Annotated in this window: 13 protein-coding genes and 1 pseudogene; 10 read left to right on the plus strand and 4 right to left on the minus strand. The window is 59.1% G+C overall.

Features of this window, described 5'->3' with window-relative positions:
• Positions 1–37: 37 nt before the first annotated feature.
• Both OMP44_RS00775 and OMP44_RS00780 read right to left on the minus strand, forming a co-directional pair.
• On the minus strand, positions 38–982 hold the full coding sequence (locus tag OMP44_RS00775) for an iron-siderophore ABC transporter substrate-binding protein (protein WP_280305941.1): 945 nt from the start codon (positions 980–982) through the stop codon (positions 38–40).
• Between the two features lie 294 nt (positions 983–1276).
• Positions 1277–3403, minus strand: coding sequence for a TonB-dependent siderophore receptor (locus OMP44_RS00780; protein WP_280305942.1), 2127 nt, complete (start codon positions 3401–3403; stop codon positions 1277–1279).
• A gap of 165 nt (positions 3404–3568) precedes the next feature.
• On the opposite strand from OMP44_RS00780, the gene guaB reads away from it, so the two are divergent.
• From guaB to OMP44_RS00800, 4 genes are all read left to right on the plus strand, one after another.
• Positions 3569–5038, plus strand: a complete 1470-nt coding sequence (guaB, locus tag OMP44_RS00785) for an IMP dehydrogenase (protein ID WP_059315777.1) — start codon at positions 3569–3571, stop codon at positions 5036–5038.
• 227 nt (positions 5039–5265) lie between these two features.
• Complete coding sequence (gene guaA / locus OMP44_RS00790) at positions 5266–6843, plus strand: glutamine-hydrolyzing GMP synthase (protein ID WP_263259443.1); 1578 nt, start codon at positions 5266–5268, stop codon at positions 6841–6843.
• Positions 6844–7150: 307 nt separating this feature from the next.
• Positions 7151–8362: a tyrosine-type recombinase/integrase gene (locus OMP44_RS00795; protein WP_280305944.1), complete on the plus strand. Its 1212-nt coding sequence runs from the start codon at positions 7151–7153 to the stop codon at positions 8360–8362.
• Positions 8363–8494: 132 nt separating this feature from the next.
• The gene (locus OMP44_RS00800) at positions 8495–9520 is read left to right on the plus strand and encodes a hypothetical protein (protein WP_280305946.1); all 1026 of its coding nucleotides are present in this window, start codon (positions 8495–8497) and stop codon (positions 9518–9520) included.
• 222 nt (positions 9521–9742) lie between these two features.
• On the opposite strand, the gene OMP44_RS00805 is transcribed toward OMP44_RS00800, so the two are convergent.
• A complete protein-coding gene (locus OMP44_RS00805) occupies positions 9743–10693 on the minus strand; it encodes a LuxR family transcriptional regulator (RefSeq protein ID WP_280305947.1) in 951 nt (316 codons plus the stop codon).
• 82 nt (positions 10694–10775) lie between these two features.
• Here OMP44_RS00805 and OMP44_RS00810 point away from each other — a divergent pair, with 82 nt between their 5' ends.
• Together OMP44_RS00810 and OMP44_RS00815 are read left to right on the plus strand one after the other, a co-directional pair.
• Positions 10776–10994 (plus strand): helix-turn-helix transcriptional regulator, encoded by a 219-nt coding sequence (locus tag OMP44_RS00810; protein ID WP_280305948.1) that lies wholly within the window; start codon positions 10776–10778, stop codon positions 10992–10994.
• A 126-nt stretch (positions 10995–11120) separates the two neighbouring features.
• Positions 11121–12467: a lysis system spanin subunit gene (locus OMP44_RS00815; protein ID WP_183628782.1), complete on the plus strand. Its 1347-nt coding sequence runs from the start codon at positions 11121–11123 to the stop codon at positions 12465–12467.
• 251 nt (positions 12468–12718) lie between these two features.
• On the opposite strand, the pseudogene OMP44_RS00820 reads toward OMP44_RS00815, so the two are convergent.
• Positions 12719–13012 (minus strand): annotated as a pseudogene (locus OMP44_RS00820) (hypothetical protein).
• Between the two features lie 980 nt (positions 13013–13992).
• Between OMP44_RS00820 and OMP44_RS00825 the strand changes: the two are divergent.
• The 4 genes from OMP44_RS00825 (at position 13993) to OMP44_RS00845 (ending at position 21380) form a co-directional block, all read left to right on the plus strand.
• Positions 13993–14217, plus strand: coding sequence for a plasmid mobilization protein (locus OMP44_RS00825; RefSeq protein WP_280305949.1), 225 nt, complete (start codon positions 13993–13995; stop codon positions 14215–14217).
• A gap of 682 nt (positions 14218–14899) precedes the next feature.
• Entirely contained in the window at positions 14900–15505 is a 606-nt protein-coding gene (locus tag OMP44_RS00835; RefSeq protein WP_280305953.1) for a recombinase family protein, read from the plus strand.
• Positions 15502–20274, plus strand: coding sequence for a DEAD/DEAH box helicase (locus OMP44_RS00840; protein WP_280305954.1), 4773 nt, complete (start codon positions 15502–15504; stop codon positions 20272–20274). Before OMP44_RS00835 ends, OMP44_RS00840 begins: the two co-directional genes overlap by 4 nt.
• Before the next feature lie 593 nt (positions 20275–20867).
• Positions 20868–21380 (plus strand): GNAT family N-acetyltransferase, encoded by a 513-nt coding sequence (locus OMP44_RS00845; RefSeq protein ID WP_187980057.1) that lies wholly within the window; start codon positions 20868–20870, stop codon positions 21378–21380.
• Positions 21381–21469: the final 89 nt, after the last annotated feature.

Consider the following 21469-nt stretch of genomic DNA (forward strand, 5'->3'; position numbering starts at 1 on the left):
GCCCGTTGCGCAAGAGGCGCGGGGCGGGCCGGCGGGGTCATGTCATCCCCAGGGCGCCGGCGACCGTGCCGATCACCTGGCGGGCGGCGAGGGGCCCGGCGTTGAGATAGAAGGCGTCGGTATCCACGCGAACGGCCCGGGACTGACTCACCGCAGTCAGCCGCGGCCACAGCGGTTGCCGCGCCAGGCTGGCCAGGGCGGTGCCCTGCTCGGCGTAGAACAGCCAGTCGGCGTCCGCCAGATCCAGCAACTCGGCGCTGACATCCCGCGAGGTGCCCTTGAAGCGCTGCGCCGCCGGGCGGGTCACGCCCATGGCCTGCAGCAGGCCGCCGGCAAAGGAATCCGCGCCCATCAGCCGCAGCCGGGCGCCACTGGAAAACAGCAGCGAGGCGGAGGGTGGCTGAGCGCCGAAGCGCTGCGCCAGGGCGGCGAGATCCCGATCCAGCTCCGCCAGCAGGCGCTCGGCCTGTTGGCGCCGCCCCAGGGCATCGGCCAGCACGAGGAAGTCCGGCCGCCAGTTGCCACCGGTGCCGCGCGCCACCACCGTGGGGGCGATGCGCGAAAACAGCTCCAGGCCACCGGCCTTGAGCACGGTGCGGTTGAGCACGATCAGATCCGGCGCCAGGCGCGCCAGGGCTTCCAGATCCGGCGCCTGGCGACTGCCCAGATCGACCATGGCGTCCAGCTCGCCGGCGCGGCTGGCGAGGGCGCTGCGCAGATAGCCGGGGGCCAGTTCGCGATTGTCCACCCGGGTGGTGCCCGCCGGGATCACGCCCAGGCTCAGGGCGGCGTCCAGCTGGCCGGTGGAGATCACGGCCACCCGTTGGGGCTGGCGGGGGATGAGGGTGCTGCCCACCACATGCTCCACCTGCCGCGGGAACTCGCCATCGACGACCGCTGCACGCGCGAATACCCGACCGGACAGGCCGGCGAGCAGGACGGTACCGGTGGCGAGCTGGAGAAAGGCGCGACGATCGAGCATGAAGGCGACTGGCTGAAGACTGAAAGAGCCCCGTCAGGCGGGCCGAGGCCCCGAGCGGGGCGGCTAGGATAGAGCATCGCTACGGGCCTGGCATCCGCTAAGGACGCCGGGCCGGTCCCTCTCCCTTTGGTGTGAGCGCAGGCTGCTAGCGGATCGCGGCCATGGGCCGCTCCTACAGGTGATGCAAACTTGGGCGTAGCGTGGAAAACCGCGAAGCGTTTTCCACTGTGTTGCACGTTTCGATCCGCCCCCTCTCCCCCTGGGAGAGGGCTGGGGTGAGGGTAGGCCGCTGGCTTAGAAGCTCACCGTGGCACTCAGCCGCGCCGTCCGCGGCTCGCCCACCGCCACCTGCAGCGGACTGTTGGCGCTCGACGGGTAGTACTGCTTGTCGAACAGGTTGTCGACGTTGAGCTGCAGGCGGGTCTGGTAGCCGGTCACCGGCAGGTCCCAGCGCAGGAAGGCGTCGGCCACGGTGTAGCTGCTCATGTAGAAGCTGTTGGCCGCATCGCCGGCCCGCTCGCCGACGTAGCGCGCGCCGCCGCCGAGGTGCCAGCCACCGAGGTTGGAGGGGACCAGCAGGTGGTGGGTCAGGTAGAGACTGCCGCTGTGCTTGGGTGCCTGGGGCAGGCGCTTGCCCTCGTTGCTGGGATCATCGAGCACCTCGGTGTGATCGTAGGCATAGGTGGCAATCATGTCCCAGCGCTCGGCCAGATGGCCGGTGAGGTCCACTTCGAGGCCCCGCGAGCCGACCTTGCCGGCGGCTTCGCTCACGCTCACACCCGCCACGTTGCTGGTGGTCACCACGTTCTTCTTCTGGATGTCGTACAGCGCCACGTTCAGATTCAGACCAGGCGTCAGGTCGTACTTGGCACCCACCTCGAAGCTGCGGCCTTCTTCGGGATCGAAGGTGTTGCCGCGGTCGTCGACGGTGGTGTTCGGCACGAAGGATCGACTGTAGTTACCGTATAGCGACAGGGTATCGGTGGCCTGGAACACCACACCGGCCAGCGGCAGGGCCGCGTGATCGCGCTTGTCCAGATTGACGACGTAATCCCGGCCCAGGCCTTGATTGCTGTACTGCTTGAAACTTTGGTAGCGGCCGCCCAGCACCAGGATCCAGCGATCGTTCAGGTGCCAGTTGTCCTTGAAGTACAGCGAAGTGGATTCCAGGCTGCTGTCCTGATCGCTCTGGGTCGTGCTCAGGAGGCTGGGTGCTGCCAGGCTGCCGTACACCGGCGCGTTGATATTGATGTTGCGGCGCGAGGCATTGTTGTTGCGGTAGGTGTTGCCACGGTATTGGTCGTTATCCTCGTGATCGAGGCCCACTAGCAGATCATGGCGTTGGCCCAGCAGATCCTGCCGGCCGATGAAGTCCCAACTGGCGTACGTCGTCTCGTAATCGTAATGGGCGCCATTGGCCGTCCGCAGCAGATTGCCATTCGCGGCCAACGAGACCGGCTGGGCGAAGTCCAGGCTGTACCTGTCGTTGTTCCAGGCGTAGATCAGCCGCGTCTTCCAGTCATCACTGAGCTGGTACTCGTAGCGAGCGCTAGCCGTCTCGGTGATGCCTTTGCTCTCGGACCATTTCTCGTCGAGGCGCTTGTCGTAGCTGGCGCTGCTGGGATGCCCATTGACGAACACCGTCCCGCGATCCACCGGGCCGGTGTAATCGTTATAGGAATAGGCCAGGGTCAGGCTGGCGCGCTCGCCGGTCCAGGACAGCGACGGCGCCACCAGGCTGTGCTGATCCACGCCATAGTTGCGCCAATAGTCTTCGCTCTGGCGCTCGGCGATCAGCCGATAGGCGAAGCCGCTGTCACCCAGGGGGCCGGTGGTGTCGATGCCGAGATTGCCGCCGCCTTCGCTATAGGCCGAGCCGCTCAGGGTGGTGCGTTGCTGGTACTGCGGCTGCTTGCTGACCACGTTGATCAGACCGCCGGGCTCCAGGGCGCCATAGAGCAGCGAGGCGGGGCCCTTCAGGACTTCCACGCGCTCGCCGGTGGCGTCGAAGTTGTGCGACAGATTCGAGCGCACCCCATCGCGAAAGATGGAGCCATCGGCGTTGCTGCCGAAGCCGCGTTTGACGAAGGCATCCTTGGCCCCGGCCAGGGTGTTGCCCTGGGTCACGCCGCTCACGAATTTCGAGGCGTCGTCCAGGGTCCGCACCTCGTAGTCCTGGATCAGCTGCGGGGTCACGGTCTGCACCGATTGCGCCTCTTCCCTGATCGGCACATCGCTCTTGCTCGCCGTGGAAGCGGTAGCCGCCCGATAGCTGTCGTCCGCCTCGCTGGCCGTGGCGGAAATGTCCATGGGGGCGAGACTGGCGTTTTCCGCGGCCAGCAGGCCTGAACTGGTTGCCAGGGCCAGGGTGCTGAAGGCGAAGGGCGCGAAACGGCGAAGGGCTCTGGGCGGCGTGTTCAAGGGCGTTCTCGGCAGGGGCGGGTAAAGTGGCGGCGATTCTATGTTGATAGTCATTCTCACGTAAATCGAATCCTCTTACCGTTGGTGTCCGAGTGCGTTGCCGCCCATCCCCAAGCGCAGGTATAATGTCGCGCTCCTAAATTTTCCCGCCCGGGAGCGCCCGCCATGCTGCGCATCAGCCAAGAAGCCCTGACGTTCGACGATGTTCTCCTCATCCCCGGCTATTCGGATGTCCTGCCGAAAGACGTCAGTCTCAAGACCCGCCTGACCCGTGGCATCGAGCTGAACATTCCCCTGGTGTCCGCCGCCATGGACACCGTGACCGAGTCCCGTCTGGCCATCGCCATGGCCCAGGAAGGCGGCATCGGCATCATCCACAAGAACATGACCGTCGAGCAGCAGGCCGCGGAAGTCCGCAAGGTCAAGCGCTTCGAGGCTGGCGTGGTGAAGGACCCCATCACCATCGACGCCGACGCCAGCGTGCGCGATCTGTTCGACCTGACCCGCCTGCACAACATCTCCGGTGTCCCGGTGATCTCCGGCCGTGACCTGGTGGGTATCGTCACCTCCCGCGACGTGCGCTTCGAGACCCGTCTCGACGTGCCGGTGCGCGAAGTCATGACCCCCAAGGATCGCCTGGTCACCGTGCGCGAAGGCGCCGACAAGCAGGAAGTCCGCGAGCTGCTGCACAAGCACCGCATCGAGAAGGTGCTGATCGTCGACGAAGCCTTCGCCCTCAAGGGCATGATGACCGTCAAGGACATCGAGAAGGCCAAGGCCTACCCCAACGCCAGCAAGGACGACGCCGGTAGCCTGCGCGTCGGTGCCGCCGTCGGTACCGGTTCCGAGACCCCCGAGCGCGTGGCCGCCCTGGTCGCCGCTGGCGTCGACGTCATCGTCGTCGACACCGCCCACGGCCACTCCAAGGGCGTGATCGAGCGCGTGCGCTGGGTCAAGGAAACCTATCCGCAGGTGCAGGTGATCGGCGGCAACATCGCCACCGCCGAAGCCGCCAAGGCCCTGGCTGACGCCGGCGCCGACGCGGTCAAGGTCGGCATCGGCCCGGGCTCCATCTGCACCACCCGCATCGTTGCCGGTGTCGGCGTGCCGCAGATCTCCGCCATCGCCAACGTCGCCGCCGCCCTCGAAGGCACCGGCGTGCCGCTGATCGCAGACGGCGGCATCCGCTTCTCCGGTGACCTGTCCAAGGCCATCGTCGCCGGTGGCTACTGCGTGATGATGGGCTCCATGTTCGCCGGTACCGAAGAGGCCCCGGGCGAGGTCGAGCTGTTCCAGGGCCGCTCCTACAAGTCCTATCGCGGCATGGGCTCCCTGGGCGCCATGTCCCAGACCCAGGGCTCCAGCGACCGCTACTTCCAGGACTCCGCCTCCGGCGCCGAGAAGCTTGTCCCGGAAGGCATCGAAGGCCGCGTCCCCTACAAGGGCCCGCTGGCGGCGATCATCCACCAGCTGATGGGCGGCCTGCGTGCCTCCATGGGCTACACCGGTTGCGCCACCGTCGAGCAGATGCGTACCAAACCGCAGTTCGTGCGCATCACCGGCGCCGGCATGGCCGAATCCCACGTCCACGACGTGCAGATCACTAAGGAAGCGCCTAACTACCGCGTTAGCTGATTCCTGATTCAAGAGCCTGTTAAAAGCGCCGCGAGCTAGTGACAAACAAGGCGAAAATGGCTGAGGAAGCGAAGTTTACAAAGGGTAAATGAGCATTCCGAAGCCATTTTCAACGCGGTTTGGCCGACGCGCAGCGGACTTCTAACAGGCTCTTAGTTCTTACGTTGCGATTCGGGGCTGTCTTACAGCCCCGAATCGTCTGAACCTAGCGCTATCGAGACCTGGCCATGTCCCAAGACATCCACGCCCACCGCATCCTCATCCTCGACTTCGGCTCCCAGTACACCCAGCTCATCGCCCGCCGCGTGCGCGAACTGGGCGTCTATTGCGAGCTGCACCCCTTCGACATGGACGACGCCGACATCCGCGCCTTCGCTCCGCGCGGCATCATCCTCGCCGGCGGGCCCGAGTCGGTCCATGAGGCCGGCAGCCCGCGCGCACCCAAGGCGGTGTTCGACCTGGGCGTACCCCTGTTCGGCATCTGCTACGGCATGCAGACCATGGCCGAGCAGCTCGGCGGCAAGGTCGAAGGCTCCAACATCCGTGAATTCGGCTATGCCAAGGTCGACGTGGTCGGCAAGAGCCGCCTGCTCGAAGGCATCCAGGACCACCTCGACGACGACGGCGTGCTCGGCCTGGACGTCTGGATGAGCCATGGCGACAAGGTCGGCAAGCTGCCGGAAGGCTTCCACATCGTCGCCAGCACCCCGAGCTGCGCCATCGCCGCCATGGGCGACGACGAGCGCGGCTGGTACGGCGTGCAGTTCCACCCCGAGGTGACCCACACCAAGCAGGGCGGGCGCATCCTCTCGCGCTTCCTGAAGGACATCTGCGGCTGCGAAGCCCTCTGGACCCCGGCCAACATCGTCGAGGACGCCATCGCCCAGGTGCGCGCCCAGGTCGGCAGCGCCAACGTGCTGCTGGGCCTCTCCGGCGGAGTCGACTCCTCTGTGGTCGCGGCCCTGCTGCACAAGGCCATCGGCGAGCAGCTGACCTGCGTCTTCGTCGACAACGGCCTGCTGCGCCTGCACGAGGGTGACCAGGTGATGGCCATGTTCGCCGAGAACATGGGCGTCAAGGTGATCCGCTCCAACTCCGAGCAGCGCTTCCTGACCAACCTGGAAGGCGAAGCCGACCCGGAGAAGAAGCGCAAGATCATCGGCCGCACCTTCATCGACGTCTTCGACGCCGAAGCCAGCAAGCTCGACAACATCAAGTTCCTGGCCCAGGGCACCATCTACCCCGACGTCATCGAGTCGGCCGGCGCCAAGACCGGCAAGGCCCACGTCATCAAGTCCCACCACAATGTCGGCGGCCTGCCCGAGGAGATGAACCTCAAGCTGGTCGAGCCGCTGCGCGAACTGTTCAAGGACGAGGTGCGCAAGATCGGCCTGGAACTGGGGCTGCCCTACGACATGGTCTACCGCCACCCCTTCCCGGGTCCGGGCCTGGGCGTGCGCATCCTCGGCGAAGTGAAGAAGGAATACGCCGACCTGCTGCGTCGCGCCGACGATATCTTCATCAGTGAACTGCGCAAGGCCGACTGGTACCACAAGGTCAGCCAGGCTTTCGTCGTCTTCCAGCCGGTGAAATCCGTCGGCGTGGTCGGCGACGGCCGCCGCTACGCCTGGGTCGTCGCCCTGCGCGCGGTGGAAACCATCGACTTCATGACCGCCCGCTGGGCCCATCTGCCCTACGAGCTGCTGGAAAAGGTCTCCAACCGCATCATCAACGAAATCGACGGCATCTCCCGCGTCACCTACGACGTCTCGAGCAAGCCGCCGGCGACGATTGAGTGGGAATGATCCCGCGTCCGGCACTGCCCGGCACGATCTAGCAAAAAATGCCCTGAAGCCCGCATAATTGCGGGCTTTTGGCTTTTTGGGTCTGGCAAGTTCAGGTAGCGTTCTGCATCGCCAAGCATGGTTTTTTTATGGCATGGTACGGGGTACCAACTGCATCCGATGCCATGCATGACGCTTGATACCATGTCCCTTGTTTCAGGATGGGCATGGTATCGGGATAGCCAGGAGGCCCGGTTTTACTGGGGTTAAGCCCCATTCTTCTGCGCTTTTCAGAGCATGGTATTTTTTCATGGAATAAACGGAAGCCATGCTCACTGATACCAAGCTTCGAAACCTCAAGCCGCAAGACAAGCTCTACAAGGTGATTGACCGTGATGGCTTGTACGTGGCGGTTACACCGGCCGGCTCAATTTCCTTCCGCTACAACTACTCCATCAATGGCCGGCAGGAGACCGTCACCTTCGGTCGTTATGGCTTGGGCGGGATCACCCTGGCAGAGGCGCGTGAGAGGCTAGGGGAGGCGAAGAAGATGATCGCCGCAGGTAAGTCGCCAGCTAAGGAAAAGGCGCGTGCGAAGGCTCGCACCAAAGGTGCTGAGACCTTTGATGATTGGGCTGGAAAATGGCTGCGCGGCTATCAGATGGCGGACTCGACACGAGACATGCGCCGTTCAGTCTACGAGCGCGAATTGAAGCCGAAGTTTGGCAATCAGAAGCTGGCTGAAATTACTCACGAGGATCTGCGGGCGCTGACTGATGCGATAGTGGAGCGGGGTGCACCTGCAACTGCTGTCCACTCCCGTGAGATCGTGCTGCAGGTCTACCGTTGGGCTATTGAACGTGGTCAGAAGGTTGAAAACCCGGCGGATCTGGTGAGGTCTGCCAGCATCGCCAAATTTGAGCCGCGTGATCGGGCGCTGACACCTGATGAAATTGCGCTGATGTACCAGTACATGGATCGGATCGGGACAGCGACGTCGGTTCGTGCCGCAGCCAAACTCCTTCTGCTTACGATGGTACGCAAAAGCGAGCTGACCAATGCGACGTGGAGTGAAATCAATTTTAGCGAGGCGCTATGGACGATCCCTAAAGAGCGGATGAAGCGCCGAAACCCTCATTTGGTGTTTCTGTCCCGTCAGGCATTGGATTTCTTCATTGCGCTGAAAACTTTGGCTGGAGGTTCTGAGTACATCCTGCCGTCACGCTACGACTCCGATTTGCCAATGAGTGCCGCCACGATCAACCAGGTACTGACACTCACCTATCGCCTTGCCCAAAAGGAGGGGGTGCCGCTAGTAAAATTCGGCCCCCATGACCTACGCCGCACAGCTAGCACGCTGCTGCACGAGGCGGGTTACAACTCTGACTGGATCGAGAAGTGTTTAGCGCACGAACAGAAGGGCGTGCGAGCCGTTTACAACAAGGCCGAGTATCGGGATCAGCGTCGTGCAATGTTGCAGGATTGGGCTGATATGATTGATGAATGGACGCTTAAGAAACCTCGGAAAACAAATGGGTAGGCGCTGCCCAGACACCCGTGGTCAGCCATGCTCCACGCCCGCACCTTCACATCACGCTCATCACAAAAAATTCAAGAAATTGGAAAATCAGTCGAAGCAGGTATGACCAACTATACCCAGAGGTGATCGCAAGTGAATGTAATCAATCTTCCTAGTGAAGACGAGACCCTTGGGCCATTAGTGCTTGATCACATTTACGTGACAGAAGATGCTCTAGTCGAACACGTAGAGGGCTCGCTTAGCCCAATTGCACCAGATGAGAAAAGCTGGGATAAGCTGGCGTTGAGCGGATTGAGCCTTGCCGCTATCGCTACGATGCGGACCACTCCGATTGGACTTTTAGCCTCTGCAGTCGGCGCAGCGGCAGTAAGCCCGTTTTTTGTTCAGTTGTTATCCCGCTATTCAGTAGCGAATGCGGAAGAACAAAAACAGTTGAACGAAGCTCAGGCGCTAGAAGCTGCTCGATTTGCAGCGTATATGCGTAAGCACTCTATGACTCCCGTCCAGGCCGAGAAGGCGGGGTTCCGATTCGAGCCAGGGCACCCGCTGGTTGGAAAGGTTTATAAGCGTCATCCGCTGGCAGGTGCCGCATCCCATGACAAGCATAACCTGTACATTCCAAGCGAGCGGTATGACCAAATTTTGCTCGCTGAGCGTGAAGCAGAGCTGATCAAAATGCTGGTCGACATGGGGGCGACCAGAATCCAGATCTCAAAAAAATCCGCTGAGGTGGCTCGTAGCTCAATCGACGGATCTGCATCCACTGACGTTGCTGGTTACGGCGGTGGTAGTGCGTCCTACTCCAGCAAGAACGATCATTCCAGGAATGCGATGGACTCCAGGGAGTTTCGGCTCAGGGGTAAGCAGTGGCATGAGGGCGACCGCCTGACTAGGGCGGATTATTTCTGGCTGGCCTTTGAACCATCTTGGGCGGCGGTGGTGATGGCTCGTGAAATCGGTGCGTGTGAAGCAGCGTCGCTCGTAATCAAAGAGACCACGTCGTTCTCGAACGACCGCAACATAGAGTTCCAAATCCAAGCTCAAATGCTGCAAGCAGGCGCAAATGCGCAGATCACCGCAAACACGAAGGAGGAGACTGAGTACTTTATTACGGTGGAATTCGCCTCCGCTAAAGAGCCTCGAAATCAGGATGCATAGCCCTGGTCACCATTTGCTAATCAGGTTGAATGGGGAGCAGAAAAGCATTTTGAATTACGATGGAGCGCCTCGGGGGTAAGCCTCCACCTTTGAGCGAGATTCTGCTTTGGTAGTTATCTACCGAGCGTTGATGGCTGCTGTCGTTCCTCAGTCATGCGACAGACTGATTGCGTCGAATACAGTCGCGTGGCCACGTGTATGCAATTACCCCGTTCAATGCTCTCACGGCGTCGAAAGTCGAAAGCAATCAGGAACTGAGCGAAGAGCTTTAGATACTGCTTGGCGCTCGATCGCTAACCTGCGAGCAATGTCTGACTGGTTGAAGCCAAGTTTTTGAAGTGCGAGGATTTGTTTTTTTCGGTCTGTCAGCTTCATGTCTACCATCAGGCGAGCAAGGTTTCTTAGCTGCGATTCGTCCGCTAGGTGCAAGGTTTGGCCAAGCATGTATCGAAAGATATACGCGTCGACGAGCTCGTCGCCTGACTTCGCTAGAGGCTCTGTTCGTATTGCGCACTGCCTACTGAGTCTGGCCAGCTCTATATCGAACTGCGTTACAGATCTCATTGCTTGCCTGTATGCCGGATTCCAGATCCCATCTGGCGTCCTTGGACGATGAGCACTGCAGTACAGGTTGCTCAGGCGTAAGTGTTCGTCGATATCACGCTGGCTCTCACCTTCAGCGAACAATGCAAGTTCCGCTCGCGCGCCGCAGAACCTACAGAATCCTTTCAAACGCTGACCGTTTAGACCGCCCATATCTTTTGTCGACGGCTGCTTGCGTCTACATGCCATCACCAATTCTATCAACGTCTCAAGCGTTGCAATGAAGCAACGATCAACCCCTGACTGCTTGTCATGCGTCAGAACAAAAGCTCGCAGCAATTGGCGCTGTAGGCGAACCATGGCGGCATTACCAACCAGCTGCATAATCGTGCTGAACGCTACGTTCGTTCCCGCTCCGGGGATGTGGCCCTGATAGCTCGATGGAAGGGTTTTGGCGTATGCCGCTACGGCAGGATCGATAAGCTCTTCGACCAGGCGAAAGATCGAATAACGTTTAGATGCTGTGGAGTAGGGCTGCCAGCGATCGAGGAATCTGTGTAGGGCCTCTTTGACGGAGGCGTCACACCCCTCCCAAATAGCGATGGTCGACTGTTTCTTCATGTCAACCATTTTAGCCAATTATTCCGTCGAAGCAATAGGCACCTACAGGCACGATCAGGCACACATTCGTTGTGACTGATAGGGCCTCGCTATGCATTCATCGAGCAAAAAACTGATCGACAAAAAGACTCTCCTGGCGATGATCCCGCTGTGTGAGCGCACGATCTATAACTTTGAAATGAAGGGTAAATTCCCGCGCCGCATTGCGGTGAGTAGTCGCAAGGTTGTGTGGGATTTGGCCGAGGTAGAGGAGTGGATTGATTCGTGTAGGGAGGCTGGCCCCGCTCCAAGGCCAGGAATGGCAGTCTGAACGGTGCGGATCGGGCCTGAGACAAGGTCGATATCGATTCCTCGTTCAGACACTGCCAACGCTCTGGTAGAGCTGACGGGCGCAAGCTCACAGCTCGCCCTTTTCGGGTCTCAGTACGAAGCGGAGATGTACCACGACAGCAAGAGACCCGGCTTTTTTTCCTTGCTCGTAGATTCCCGAGGTGAAAAGCGCCAGTCTTCTCATCGCTTGGCTGATATGCCGAAGGTGCTCACGTTGTTGGACAAAGAACGTGACACATGGATGTCCCAAGCTGAGTTCATTCGGCCTAGTAGGCGAGTCGTCAACCTTCTGCGGCTAGGCCTGCTGTTTGTCGACCTCGACACCTACCGAGTGCCAGCACTGACTGGACGCAACCCAGAGGCATTAGCGGCATCTGTACTGTATTTTTGCGGCGAGGAGGGCTTGCCGTTGCCATCCGTGCTGATTTACAGCGGCCGGGGCATACAGGCCAAATGGCTGCTGGATGGCACGATTCCGCGTCAGGCTCTGCCTCGTTGGAATGCTTGTCAACAATACCTTGTGGATCGCCTTGCGCACGTTGGCGCTGACCCAATGGCCAAGGACGCCAGCCGTGTGCTGCGCATCGTGGAGACGGTCAACAGCAAGAGCGGGGAAGTCTGCCGCGTTGTTCATATCCAGAGAGGCGCAGACAGCGAACCGATTCGCTACAACTTTGAATATCTGACCGAGGCGCTGCTACCAGCGGCACGCTGGACGATCGAGCAGCAGCGGCAGGAGGTTGCCGAGCAGCGCGCCAGGAAAAAGCCTTTCCTTTTGGTGTCCGGCGGCAAAGACAGCAATTTGCGTGGATTCTCCGGTAGACAGCTGGCATGGGATCGCCTCGAAGACCTGCGCAAGCTCGCCGAGCTGCGAGGCGGCGTTAGCGAAGGCAGCCGGATGCAGCATCTGTTTTGGCGGCTGAATTTCCTGTTGCTGTCAGGGGCGACTAACAGCAAGCAGATGTACCACGAGGCGGCCGCGCTAGCCCGCGAGCTCGATCCGCAATGGAACAGCCGCTCGAAGGAGCTTATGACGCTGTTCAGTAAGGCCAAAGCCTACGAAGCTGGGGAAAAGATCAGCTTCGGTGGCAAGGACTACACACCGCTTTACACGCCGCGAAACGACACGCTTATCAACCTGTTCGGGATCACCACCGACGAGCAGCGTCAGCTTAAAACCATCGTCAGCCAGGCCGAAGCCGCGGAACGGCACAGGAAGCGCGAGGAAGGTCGCAGACGCGCCTCCGGTGCGGTAGACCGGGAAACCTACCTTGAAGCCGCGAACTCCAAGCAGGCGAAGGCACAGTCCCTCAGGCGCGAGGGCTTGAGCGTACGGGCCATCGCTAAGCAAATGGCTGTATCAGTCATGGCGGTTTCTAGATACATAAACGCACCGGCGATTCAGTGTACCAAGTCCGTGCGTATTACTAATGGCGAAGCCCCTGCGCATTAGACCGTATGCTGTACGAGCTGAGGGTCGAGGTGTTTAAAGTCCGTGCGTGCTACTAACGGCAGAGTCCTCCGCGCTTTTGATCAAGGCTGTCTGGGGGCGTCGCTCTGATGGAGTACCGGTAGGGGGCTTGTCCGAAAGGGTGAGTTGAGACAGGTCCGTGCGTACTACTAAGATTTGGTATCTCCGGAAAACAACACCCCGCACTCTGGCGGGGAATTGGAGGGTCAGCGGTTACCGGGGGAGTCAAGCCTTTAGGCTTCCTGCGCCCCTCGGATCGCCACCAGGATTTGCTGGGCTTGATCAGCATTGCTCTTGCTACCAAGCAGTGGGAGGCGATTCAGGTGTTGCACCCCGGAAAACATGTGATTGGAAGCCGAAAGGGCCAGCGGGCTAACTCGAAGCCGCAAGGCGGCGCATTGTCGATCCAGTCTATCGAGCAATGGCCCGTAGCCTTCGCTTCGTAGCCTAAGGCCGAACGCCTACATGGCAATAGCCAGGGTGGAGGCGAGTAAGACGAATCCAGCGAACATCAGAATGCTATTCATGGTTCTCCGGTTGGTCATTGCTTGAGATTGTGCTCGGAACATCGGTGCGTCCGGAATTCGAGCTCGTGTTCGTATCTGGTCGAATGACATTGGTTTCCATGTCTGGGGCTTCCGCAGCGGCGCTGCGGATTTGAGCGAGCTGGAGTCACCGTAAGCTGGTTGTGGAAGACCAGCACCAAGCGTCGCTGAGTAAGCATCTTCCATGCCCAATACTGTCAGTGATGCAATGATGCCAAGCGCTTTTGCGCCACCATTGGCCGCTTGGGACAGTGCGTTGCCGGAAATAACAGCTCCGCCTTTCGGCGTTGCCTTCTGACCATTGTCACCGCTGCTCTTCGCGGCCTTCCCGGTCTACTTAGCGATCTGCTGGTCGTCGTTGCTGGACGTAGCCGATGGGGTAGCTGTACCGCCATCAGTGCTGGCCCCTACGGCCGGGGACGTAGCGCCACCTACTGGCGAGGCAGCACCAGCGGAGCTTGCACTGGTAATACTAGAGTTGATCGCTCCTGCCAGACCGCCGCCGCTGATGCCTCCGGCATCCGCCGCACCTGCAGCAGCAGGGGCTGCCGCAACCAATGGCTGATCCGCCACCCTCGCCACCAATCAGTCTGTTTTGGTGCCCGGCGTTAGATAATTCAGTCGACCTCGTTCGCTGTGACGGCTTTATGCGATTCTGCGCGACTCTATGCGATTGAGGCCGTTTATCAATGCGACGCTATGCGAATGTATGCGAATGTATGCGAATGTATGCGAACTTGCGCGAATCTACGGGATTAGATGAGATGCAAATGGCATCTCTGCTGCAGTTGCATAGAATCGCATAGGAATAGACGGCAAGATGTGTGTTGTACGGGTACGGGCAAGCCCGTCCCCATCTAACACCGCCCCTTATTCGCCAGCGGCTCAATGGCATCGGGCTCTGCGAGGCGTACAGCCGCTACCGCGTCTAAAGGCAAAACATCGCTATAAATGGAGCGCCTATGAAAAGCAGCGCTAAAGAGAAAACGACGATTTTACGACGCGGCAAGCCAATCGAAGTTTGGGTTACTGACGAGGAAAAGGCGGCGATTACTAATGAGGTCAGAGAAGCCGGCATGTCCCCTTCGGGTTACCTTTGCACCATAGGCATGAGCACGCCTATTCGGTCGGTCGTTGACCTGACCACTGTGGGTGATTTAGCTAAGGCGCGAACGCGATTGATGTAGGAGGTGTAATGATGGAATTCAGAAGGTTACAGGTGGCCATCGAAATGAAGATGGGAAACATTGTCGAAACTCGCAAATAAACTCCCAGGTCTGATCGGTTCTGGTATCTAGAACCTCTAAAAATTGGTGGCTGATTTGCTGCCTTCCGTTCGACTCCTAGGCTCGATGCCATCCTGCCTTGCTCACTGTATGCTGGGTTGCCTTGGTTCATTTGTTTCGAAGCGAGAAGGCAAGACCGAATGAGAGATCGATCGCACGACGAGGCGATGGCCGAGCAGCTCAGAGCAGACCCTGCATATGCATTTGAATTGCTCGCTCATGTAATGCGCGATGGCGACCCAGCAGAGCTGGATATTTTGTTGCGACAGCTAGCCCTCGCGGTTGGAGCGCACGACCAGGCCAGGCACGAATAGTGTTTGTACACCATCCTCTTATTTTTTCAAAAAAACGCTCATTCCAAACTTCCTGCTGCCTCCTCGAGCGACCTCGGTGCGCTTGCAGGTCGTAGCGGGAGCCTCAAGAGGGCCAGGTGTTCACAAAACGGTAGTTTTCTGAACACCTGTGGCCAGTACTCGGTCGTCTGTCCAGACTGCCATTAGGTTGTTAATATTTCCGTCAATTTTTCAAAGTCCGCCAAACATGCGTTTGCTGGACATCTTCCTGTACGACGGAACCGAACGGCATGGGGCAACGCATCGGGTACGCCCGAGTTTCGACAGATGACCAGAACCTTGACTTGCAGGTTGACGCGCTGCATCGGGCTGGCATTGCCGACGGCTGCTTGTACTCCGACACCGCCAGCGGTAAAGATGCCGAGCGCAGAGAACTGGCAGCGTGCCTGAAAACCCTGCGCGAGAGTGACACCCTTGTGGTTTGGCGTCTTGACAGGCTGGGGCGCAGCTTGCCCGACCTTGTGCGCATCATCGGTGAGCTAGAGAAGAAGGGCGTCGGTTTTGAAAGCCTAACCGAAAAAATCGAAACAAATAGCGCAGCGGGCAAGCTGGTTTTCCATGTTTTCGCCGCACTCGCCGAGTTCGAGCGGAACCTGATCCGAGAACGCACTCGAGCAGGGCTTGTAGCTGCACGTGCCCGTGGCCGGTCGGGTGGCCGCAGGCCAAAGCTGACACCTCAGCAGGTCAAAGAGATTAAGCGACTCATGTCTGATCCGACCATTCCGGTCAGCCAGATCGCTGAACGCTACAACGTATCCAGAACGACAGTCTACAAGGCCGCACCACGCCGGGAGCTTGGAGTGGTCGAGGCCCAACCAGTGAAGAAAACACCATGATCCGTGACATCCTCCAGCAATACAGGAATGAATCCGCTTTCAACCGTGACCTAGGCGACCGCTTCGAGCGGCTGATGCGTACCTACCTCAAACTTGACCCGCAGTACCTTGCATTGTTTGAAGACGTCTGGTTCTGGAAGGACTGGCCTCAGCGGGAAGCCCTTGGTTATAAACTGCCGGACACCGGTATCGACTTGGTGGCGAAGCTGCGCGATGAGGATGGTTACTGCGCGATCCAGTGCAAGTTTTACGACTCCCAGATTCCAATGGGCGATCTGGGTAACTTCTTCACACTCTCTGGCAAGGGGGGCTTTACCCAGCGACTTATCGTGGCAACTGCGCCGCTCTCCAAGCACGCGGCGGATGCATTGGAAGGCCAGACCATACCGGTCGAACTGATGACCTTGGAGGACCTGGAAGCCTCCCCGATTGACTGGTCACAGTTCTCGCTGGACAAGCCCGATCAACTGCGCAAACTGCCCAAGAAAGACCCTCGCCTACATCAGAGCGAAGCCCTGCTCAATGTCACCAAAGGCTTCCAGGCCCACGACCGTGGCAAGCTCATCATGGCCTGCGGCACAGGTAAAACCTACACCTCGCTCATCATCGCCGAGCAGATGGTTAAGCCGGGCCAGAACATACTGTTCCTAGTGCCATCCATCGCGCTGCTGTCGCAGACGTTGCGGGCGTGGACAGCCGATGCCAGTGTACCGTTGCGCTGCTTTGCTGTGTGCTCGGATAGCAAGGCCAGCCGGAATGAAGAGGACATGCGCATCTACGAACTGGCTTATCCGGCCACGACGAATGCAAACAAGCTGGCGGCCTCCCTCACCGCAACGCAGGACGAGAGCGCCATCACGGTGATCTTTTCGACCTATCAGTCCATCGAAGTGGTACATCAGGCGCAGCAGAAAACCGGCATGGCGTTCGACCTGGTGGTGTGCGATGAGGCTCACCGCACTGCGGGCTATACCGCTCCCGGCGAAGACCATTCTGCATTCGTGCGCGTCCATGACAACGCCTACATCAAGGCTGGCAAGCGGCTTTACATGACAGCCACGCCGCGCATCTATGCCGAAGCCAGTAAGAGCAAGGCTGAAGAAAACGATGTGCAAGTTTTCTCGATGGACGATACGACCACCTTCGGCCCTGTGTTCCATCAGCTTCGCTTCGATGAAGCTGTCCGTCGCGATCTGCTGTCCGACTACAAAGTGCTGGTGATCGCTGTTGATGAATTGCACGTCAGCAGAGTGCTCAACAGGCGCATCGCCGACAGCGGCGACGAACTCAAGCTGGATGACGCGGTGAAGATCGTCGGCTGCTGGAATGGCTTGGGTAAGCACGTCGCCGCCGAGGATGGCATGGATGTCAGTGTCGATCCGCAACCAATGCGCACTGCCATCGCTTTCGCGCAGTCGATCAAGCATTCCAAGCTGCTGACCGCCGAGTTCGAGCGCATTTCCGACGACCTGGGCAACCAGATCGACTACCTGCCCGCACTGGAGGCGAAACACGTCGATGGCACCATGAACGTGGTCGAGCGCAACCAGAAGCTCTCCTGGCTCAAGGACAACATCGGCAAGGAAGAGCCGCTATGCCGCATCCTGACCAACGCCCGCTGTCTTTCCGAAGGCGTGGATGTCCCGGCACTGGACGCTGCCATTTTCCTGAACCCCCGCGATTCCGTGGTGGACGTGGTGCAGTCGGTCGGTCGTGTGATGCGTAAAGACCCGACTGGTCGTAAGAAGTACGGTTATGTGATTCTGCCCATCGGTATCCGCAAGGACACCTCACCCGAGACGGCACTTGATGACAATAAGAAGTACCGCGTGGTTTGGCAGGTGCTCAACGCCTTGCGTGCCCACGATGACCGGCTGGACAAGCAGTTCGCCACCATCGACCTGACCGGCAAAGGTAATGGTGTGGTGAACGTCATTGGCGTGGGCGGCGGCAACGAGAAAGCCGATGCCTTTGGCGGGGAACAGCTTGGCTTTGCCTTCGATCCAGAGGAGCTCGGCAAGTGGCAGGACGCCATGTTTGCCAAGATCGTCAACAAGTGCGGCAACCGCCGCTACTGGGAAGACTGGGCCAAAGACATTGCCGAGATTGCCGACCGTCACCAGATGCGCATTCGCGCCCTGCTGGAGAAACCGTATTCCAAGGGCAAAAAAGCATTCGATGAGTTCCTCAAGGGGGTCAGGAAGAACCTAAACCCTAGTGTTAGCCAGAACGACGCCATCGAGATGCTGGCGCAGCACATCATCACCAAGCCGGTGTTCGATGCGCTGTTCGAGGGCTACGCTTTCACCAGCAAGAATCCCGTGTCGCAGTCCATGCAGAAAATCATGGACGTCCTCGACGCGCAGGCGCTGGACAAGGAACATGAGACGCTGGAGGGCTTCTATGCCAGTGTGCGCGAGCGGGCATCCGGCATCACCGACCCGAAGGGGCGGCAAAAGATCATCGTCGAGCTGTACGACAAGTTCTTCAAGAGCGCTTTCCCGCGCATGGTCGAACGGCTGGGCATTGTGTACACGCCGGTCGAGATCGTGGACTTCATCCTGCAAAGTGCCGATGCCGCCCTCCAGGCGCACTTCGGCACCCGGCTGGCTGACCAGAACGTTCACATCCTTGACCCCTTCACCGGCACAGGTACCTTCCCCGTGCGGCTGATCGAAACGGGGCTGATTCCGCCTGACAAGCTGGCCTACAAGTACCGCCATGAGATGCACGCCAACGAGATCGTGCTGCTGGCCTACTACATCGCGGCAATCAACATCGAGGAAGCCTTCCATCGCGTCACAGGGCAGGAATACGAGCCGTTCCCCGGCATCGTGCTGACTGATACCTTCCAGATGAGCGAGCCCCAGAACGGCGACATCGACGAGGGCCTGCCGGAGAACCACGAGCGGGCCGACCGCCAGAAGGCACGTGACATCCGTGTGATTGTGGGCAATCCGCCCTACTCTGTTGGACAGGATGGCGGGAACGACAACAACCAGAACCTCAAGTATTCACGGCTTGACGGGCGCATTGCGGTGACCTACGCCGCGCACTCGACCGCGACGCTCAAGAACAGCCTGTACGACTCCTATATCCGTGCGTTCCGTTGGGCGACCGACCGAATCAAGGATGAAGGCATCGTTTGCTTCGTCACCAATGGCGGCTGGATCGACGGCAACACGATGGATGGGTTCCGCAAGACCGTTCAGGACGAGTTCTCGGATGTCTATGTGTTCAACCTGCGAGGCAATGGTCGAACCCAAGGTGAGCTTCGCCGCAAGGAGGCGGGCAACGTCTTTGGCTCTGGTTCCCGCACGCCGGTCGCCATCACCCTGCTCGTCAAGCGCAAGGCGCACACAGGCAAGGCGACGGTTCGCTATCACGACATCGGTGACTACCTTACTCGCGAACAGAAACTGGACATCATCACCGGCTTCGGCAGTCACCAAAGCGTGCCGTGGCAGACACTTGAGCCGAACGAGCACCACGATTGGATCAACCAGCGCAGCGGTGACTTCAACGCCTTCGTGCCCTTCAATGACGCGCCGGATGCCATTTTTGTGATGCGCTCAAGCGGCGTGAAAACCAACCGCGACACATGGGTCTACAACCCGAGCCGAGCGGCCCTCGAAGGCAACGTCAAGCGGATGATCGACCGCTACAACGAGCAGGTGGCGCTACATAGCGAGCGCTGCAAGGCGGCTGGCATCGATGCCTATAAGATGGCGATGGACTTGGCTGACCCGAACCCGCGAAACATCAAGTGGACGCGCGAGCTCTACACCGATCTCAGTCGTGGGAAGCTGTGCGAGTTCGACCCGGACGGAATTCGCGTGGCCGAGTACCGCCCTTTCTGCAAGCAGTGGGTGTACTTCAACCGGCGACTCAACAACTGCGTTTACCAGCAGCCGAAGCTGTATCCCACGGCGAAGCACCGGAACTTGGCCATCCAGCTCACCGGCAATGGAGCGAGTAAGGATTTCTCATGCCTGATGGGGAACATCCTGCCTGATCTTGAGGTGATCTCGAAGGGCCTGTGCTTCCCTCTCTACTGGTATGAGCCTGCCACTGAGAAGGCCGCGCAGTCTGGATTCAGCTTCGATGGTGACGATGCCGATGACGCCGAGGCCCACGGGTATGTAAAGCGTGATGGCATCACCGACGTGGCTTTGGCCAACTTCCGCAAGCACTATGCGGACGCGACCATCACCAAGGAAGCCATCTTCTACTACTGCTACGGAGTGCTGCACTCTCCCGAGTACCGGGAGCAGTACGCATCCGATCTCAAGAAGGTGCTGCCACGGATTCCCTACACCCCTGACTTCCGGGCATTTGAGCAGGCCGGGCGTGCTCTTGCCGCGCTGCATCTCGACTATGAGGTAATCGAGCCGTGGCCGGTGATCGAAGAGGCCAAGGAAAAGGGCGACCTCAACGACTTCGCGTACTACCGGGTTGAGAAAATGCGCTTTGCCTCGGCAGGTGGCCGGGAGAAGGACAAGAGCGTGCTGATCTTCAACGGCCGCATCACTCTCAAGAATATCCCGCCAGAGACGCACGAATACGTGGTCAACGGCAAGAGTGCGCTTGAGTGGGTGATGGAACGCTACGAGCCTTACACCGACAAGGACAGCAGCATCAAGAACGACCCGAACGACTGGTGCCGCGAGCACGACGATCCGACTTACATCCTGAATCTGGTCAAGCGCGTGATTCGCGTCAGCGTGGAGACGGTCAAGATAGTCGGAGGCCTGCCTTCGATCCGGTGATGTCAGTTATTCATAGGGGGAAGGCTGCATAGATAGCTGCGCCATGTCGAGCAACTCAGGGATGAATAGGCGCATGGTATTTTTCATGGTCTTGAGCGATTTGTCTCGCCAGAGGTTCAGTTTTGAAAGATGTTTATATGATTATTGATAATAGAGTGGGAGTGATCCCGCGTCCGGCATAGACCGGTACGTCTAGCAGAAGAAACCAAAAGCCCGCGTAATTGCGGGCTTTTGGTTTTTGGTTTTTGGCTTTTGGCTTTTTGATGAGGGTGAATCCTGGCAGGCTCTACGAATTGCGCCGCACGGCCAGCAATCATACGTCGAGCGCGCCACAGGAGTGTCTAGACTCTTAGGTGGAAAGTTGCATCTGACTTGACCAGCCATTTGCATCGGATGTGACTAACCCCGCGGGTAGGTCTTGACCGGCAGGAATCGACCCAAAGCAGCCGTTAGCGTAGGGCGGCTAGCGGCCAGAAGCGGACGTCGACCAGCGCCCGCTACCGAGCCGTAGCTTCCGTACAGGTGGATGCTCGCCTGAGGTGTGCGAGGTAAAATCGGAAGCCACATCCAGTAGGCCTGAAAGATCGTAACGCATGCCTTCCTACTACCTGCGGTTGAGTCGTATACAAGACACGGCGGATTTATGTCGTATCTCAGCTGAGGCACGCTTGCGCTACAGGGCTTTTCCGTCTCTTGCGCACATCGCTGAGACACCTGCATTGTCACCTGCAAGGCTTGAAGCCTGTCGTGTCGTGGTTGCGCTCGATAGCGAGAGCCAGAAGATACTTGGATTTGTCGCAATGCGGGTGCTGGACGAGCTTTTGTATCTAGACAACATATCCGTTGAATCGAGTGCTTCAGGGATGGGCATTGGGGCAACGCTGCTTTCGGTAGTCATAGAGCATGCTAAAAGCCTTGGGGTTCGCGCGGTAAGTTTGACGACCTTTCGTGAGCCTCCTTGGAATGGGCCTTGGTTCCGAAAGCACGGATTTTTTACGATGCCCGCTGCTTGCATAGGTGAAGGATTAAAACAGGTTATGGCTCGCCAACGGCTAACCCTGGATGCCACAACCCGAGAAACGTTATGGCGCATCCTATGCGATTGATAAGCGAATCATTCCAGGCACCCTAGGACTTATTTGCCATCCGCTCAACGCACTCAGGAGAGCGGCAGCCTGTCATCACTAGCTGTAGA

The sequence above is a fragment of the Pseudomonas flavocrustae genome (assembly GCF_029872515.1).
Lineage (GTDB): Bacteria > Pseudomonadota > Gammaproteobacteria > Pseudomonadales > Pseudomonadaceae > Chryseomonas > Chryseomonas aestiva.

Excerpts from the sequence above, each read along its gene's own strand:
- OMP44_RS00775 (WP_280305941.1), bottom strand. The coding sequence starts at position 982 with ATGCTCGATCGTCGCGCCTTTCTCCAGCTCGCCACCGGTACCGTCCTG.
- guaB (WP_059315777.1), top strand. The coding sequence starts at position 3,569 with ATGCTGCGCATCAGCCAAGAAGCCCTGACGTTCGACGATGTTCTCCTC.
- guaA (WP_263259443.1), top strand. The coding sequence starts at position 5,266 with ATGTCCCAAGACATCCACGCCCACCGCATCCTCATCCTCGACTTCGGC.
- OMP44_RS00795 (WP_280305944.1), top strand. The coding sequence starts at position 7,151 with ATGCTCACTGATACCAAGCTTCGAAACCTCAAGCCGCAAGACAAGCTC.
- OMP44_RS00805 (WP_280305947.1), bottom strand. The coding sequence starts at position 10,693 with ATGGTTGACATGAAGAAACAGTCGACCATCGCTATTTGGGAGGGGTGT.
- OMP44_RS00810 (WP_280305948.1), top strand. The coding sequence starts at position 10,776 with ATGCATTCATCGAGCAAAAAACTGATCGACAAAAAGACTCTCCTGGCG.
- OMP44_RS00815 (WP_183628782.1), top strand. The coding sequence starts at position 11,121 with ATGTACCACGACAGCAAGAGACCCGGCTTTTTTTCCTTGCTCGTAGAT.
- OMP44_RS00825 (WP_280305949.1), top strand. The coding sequence starts at position 13,993 with ATGAAAAGCAGCGCTAAAGAGAAAACGACGATTTTACGACGCGGCAAG.
- OMP44_RS00835 (WP_280305953.1), top strand. The coding sequence starts at position 14,900 with ATGGGGCAACGCATCGGGTACGCCCGAGTTTCGACAGATGACCAGAAC.
- OMP44_RS00840 (WP_280305954.1), top strand. The coding sequence starts at position 15,502 with ATGATCCGTGACATCCTCCAGCAATACAGGAATGAATCCGCTTTCAAC.
- OMP44_RS00845 (WP_187980057.1), top strand. The coding sequence starts at position 20,868 with ATGCCTTCCTACTACCTGCGGTTGAGTCGTATACAAGACACGGCGGAT.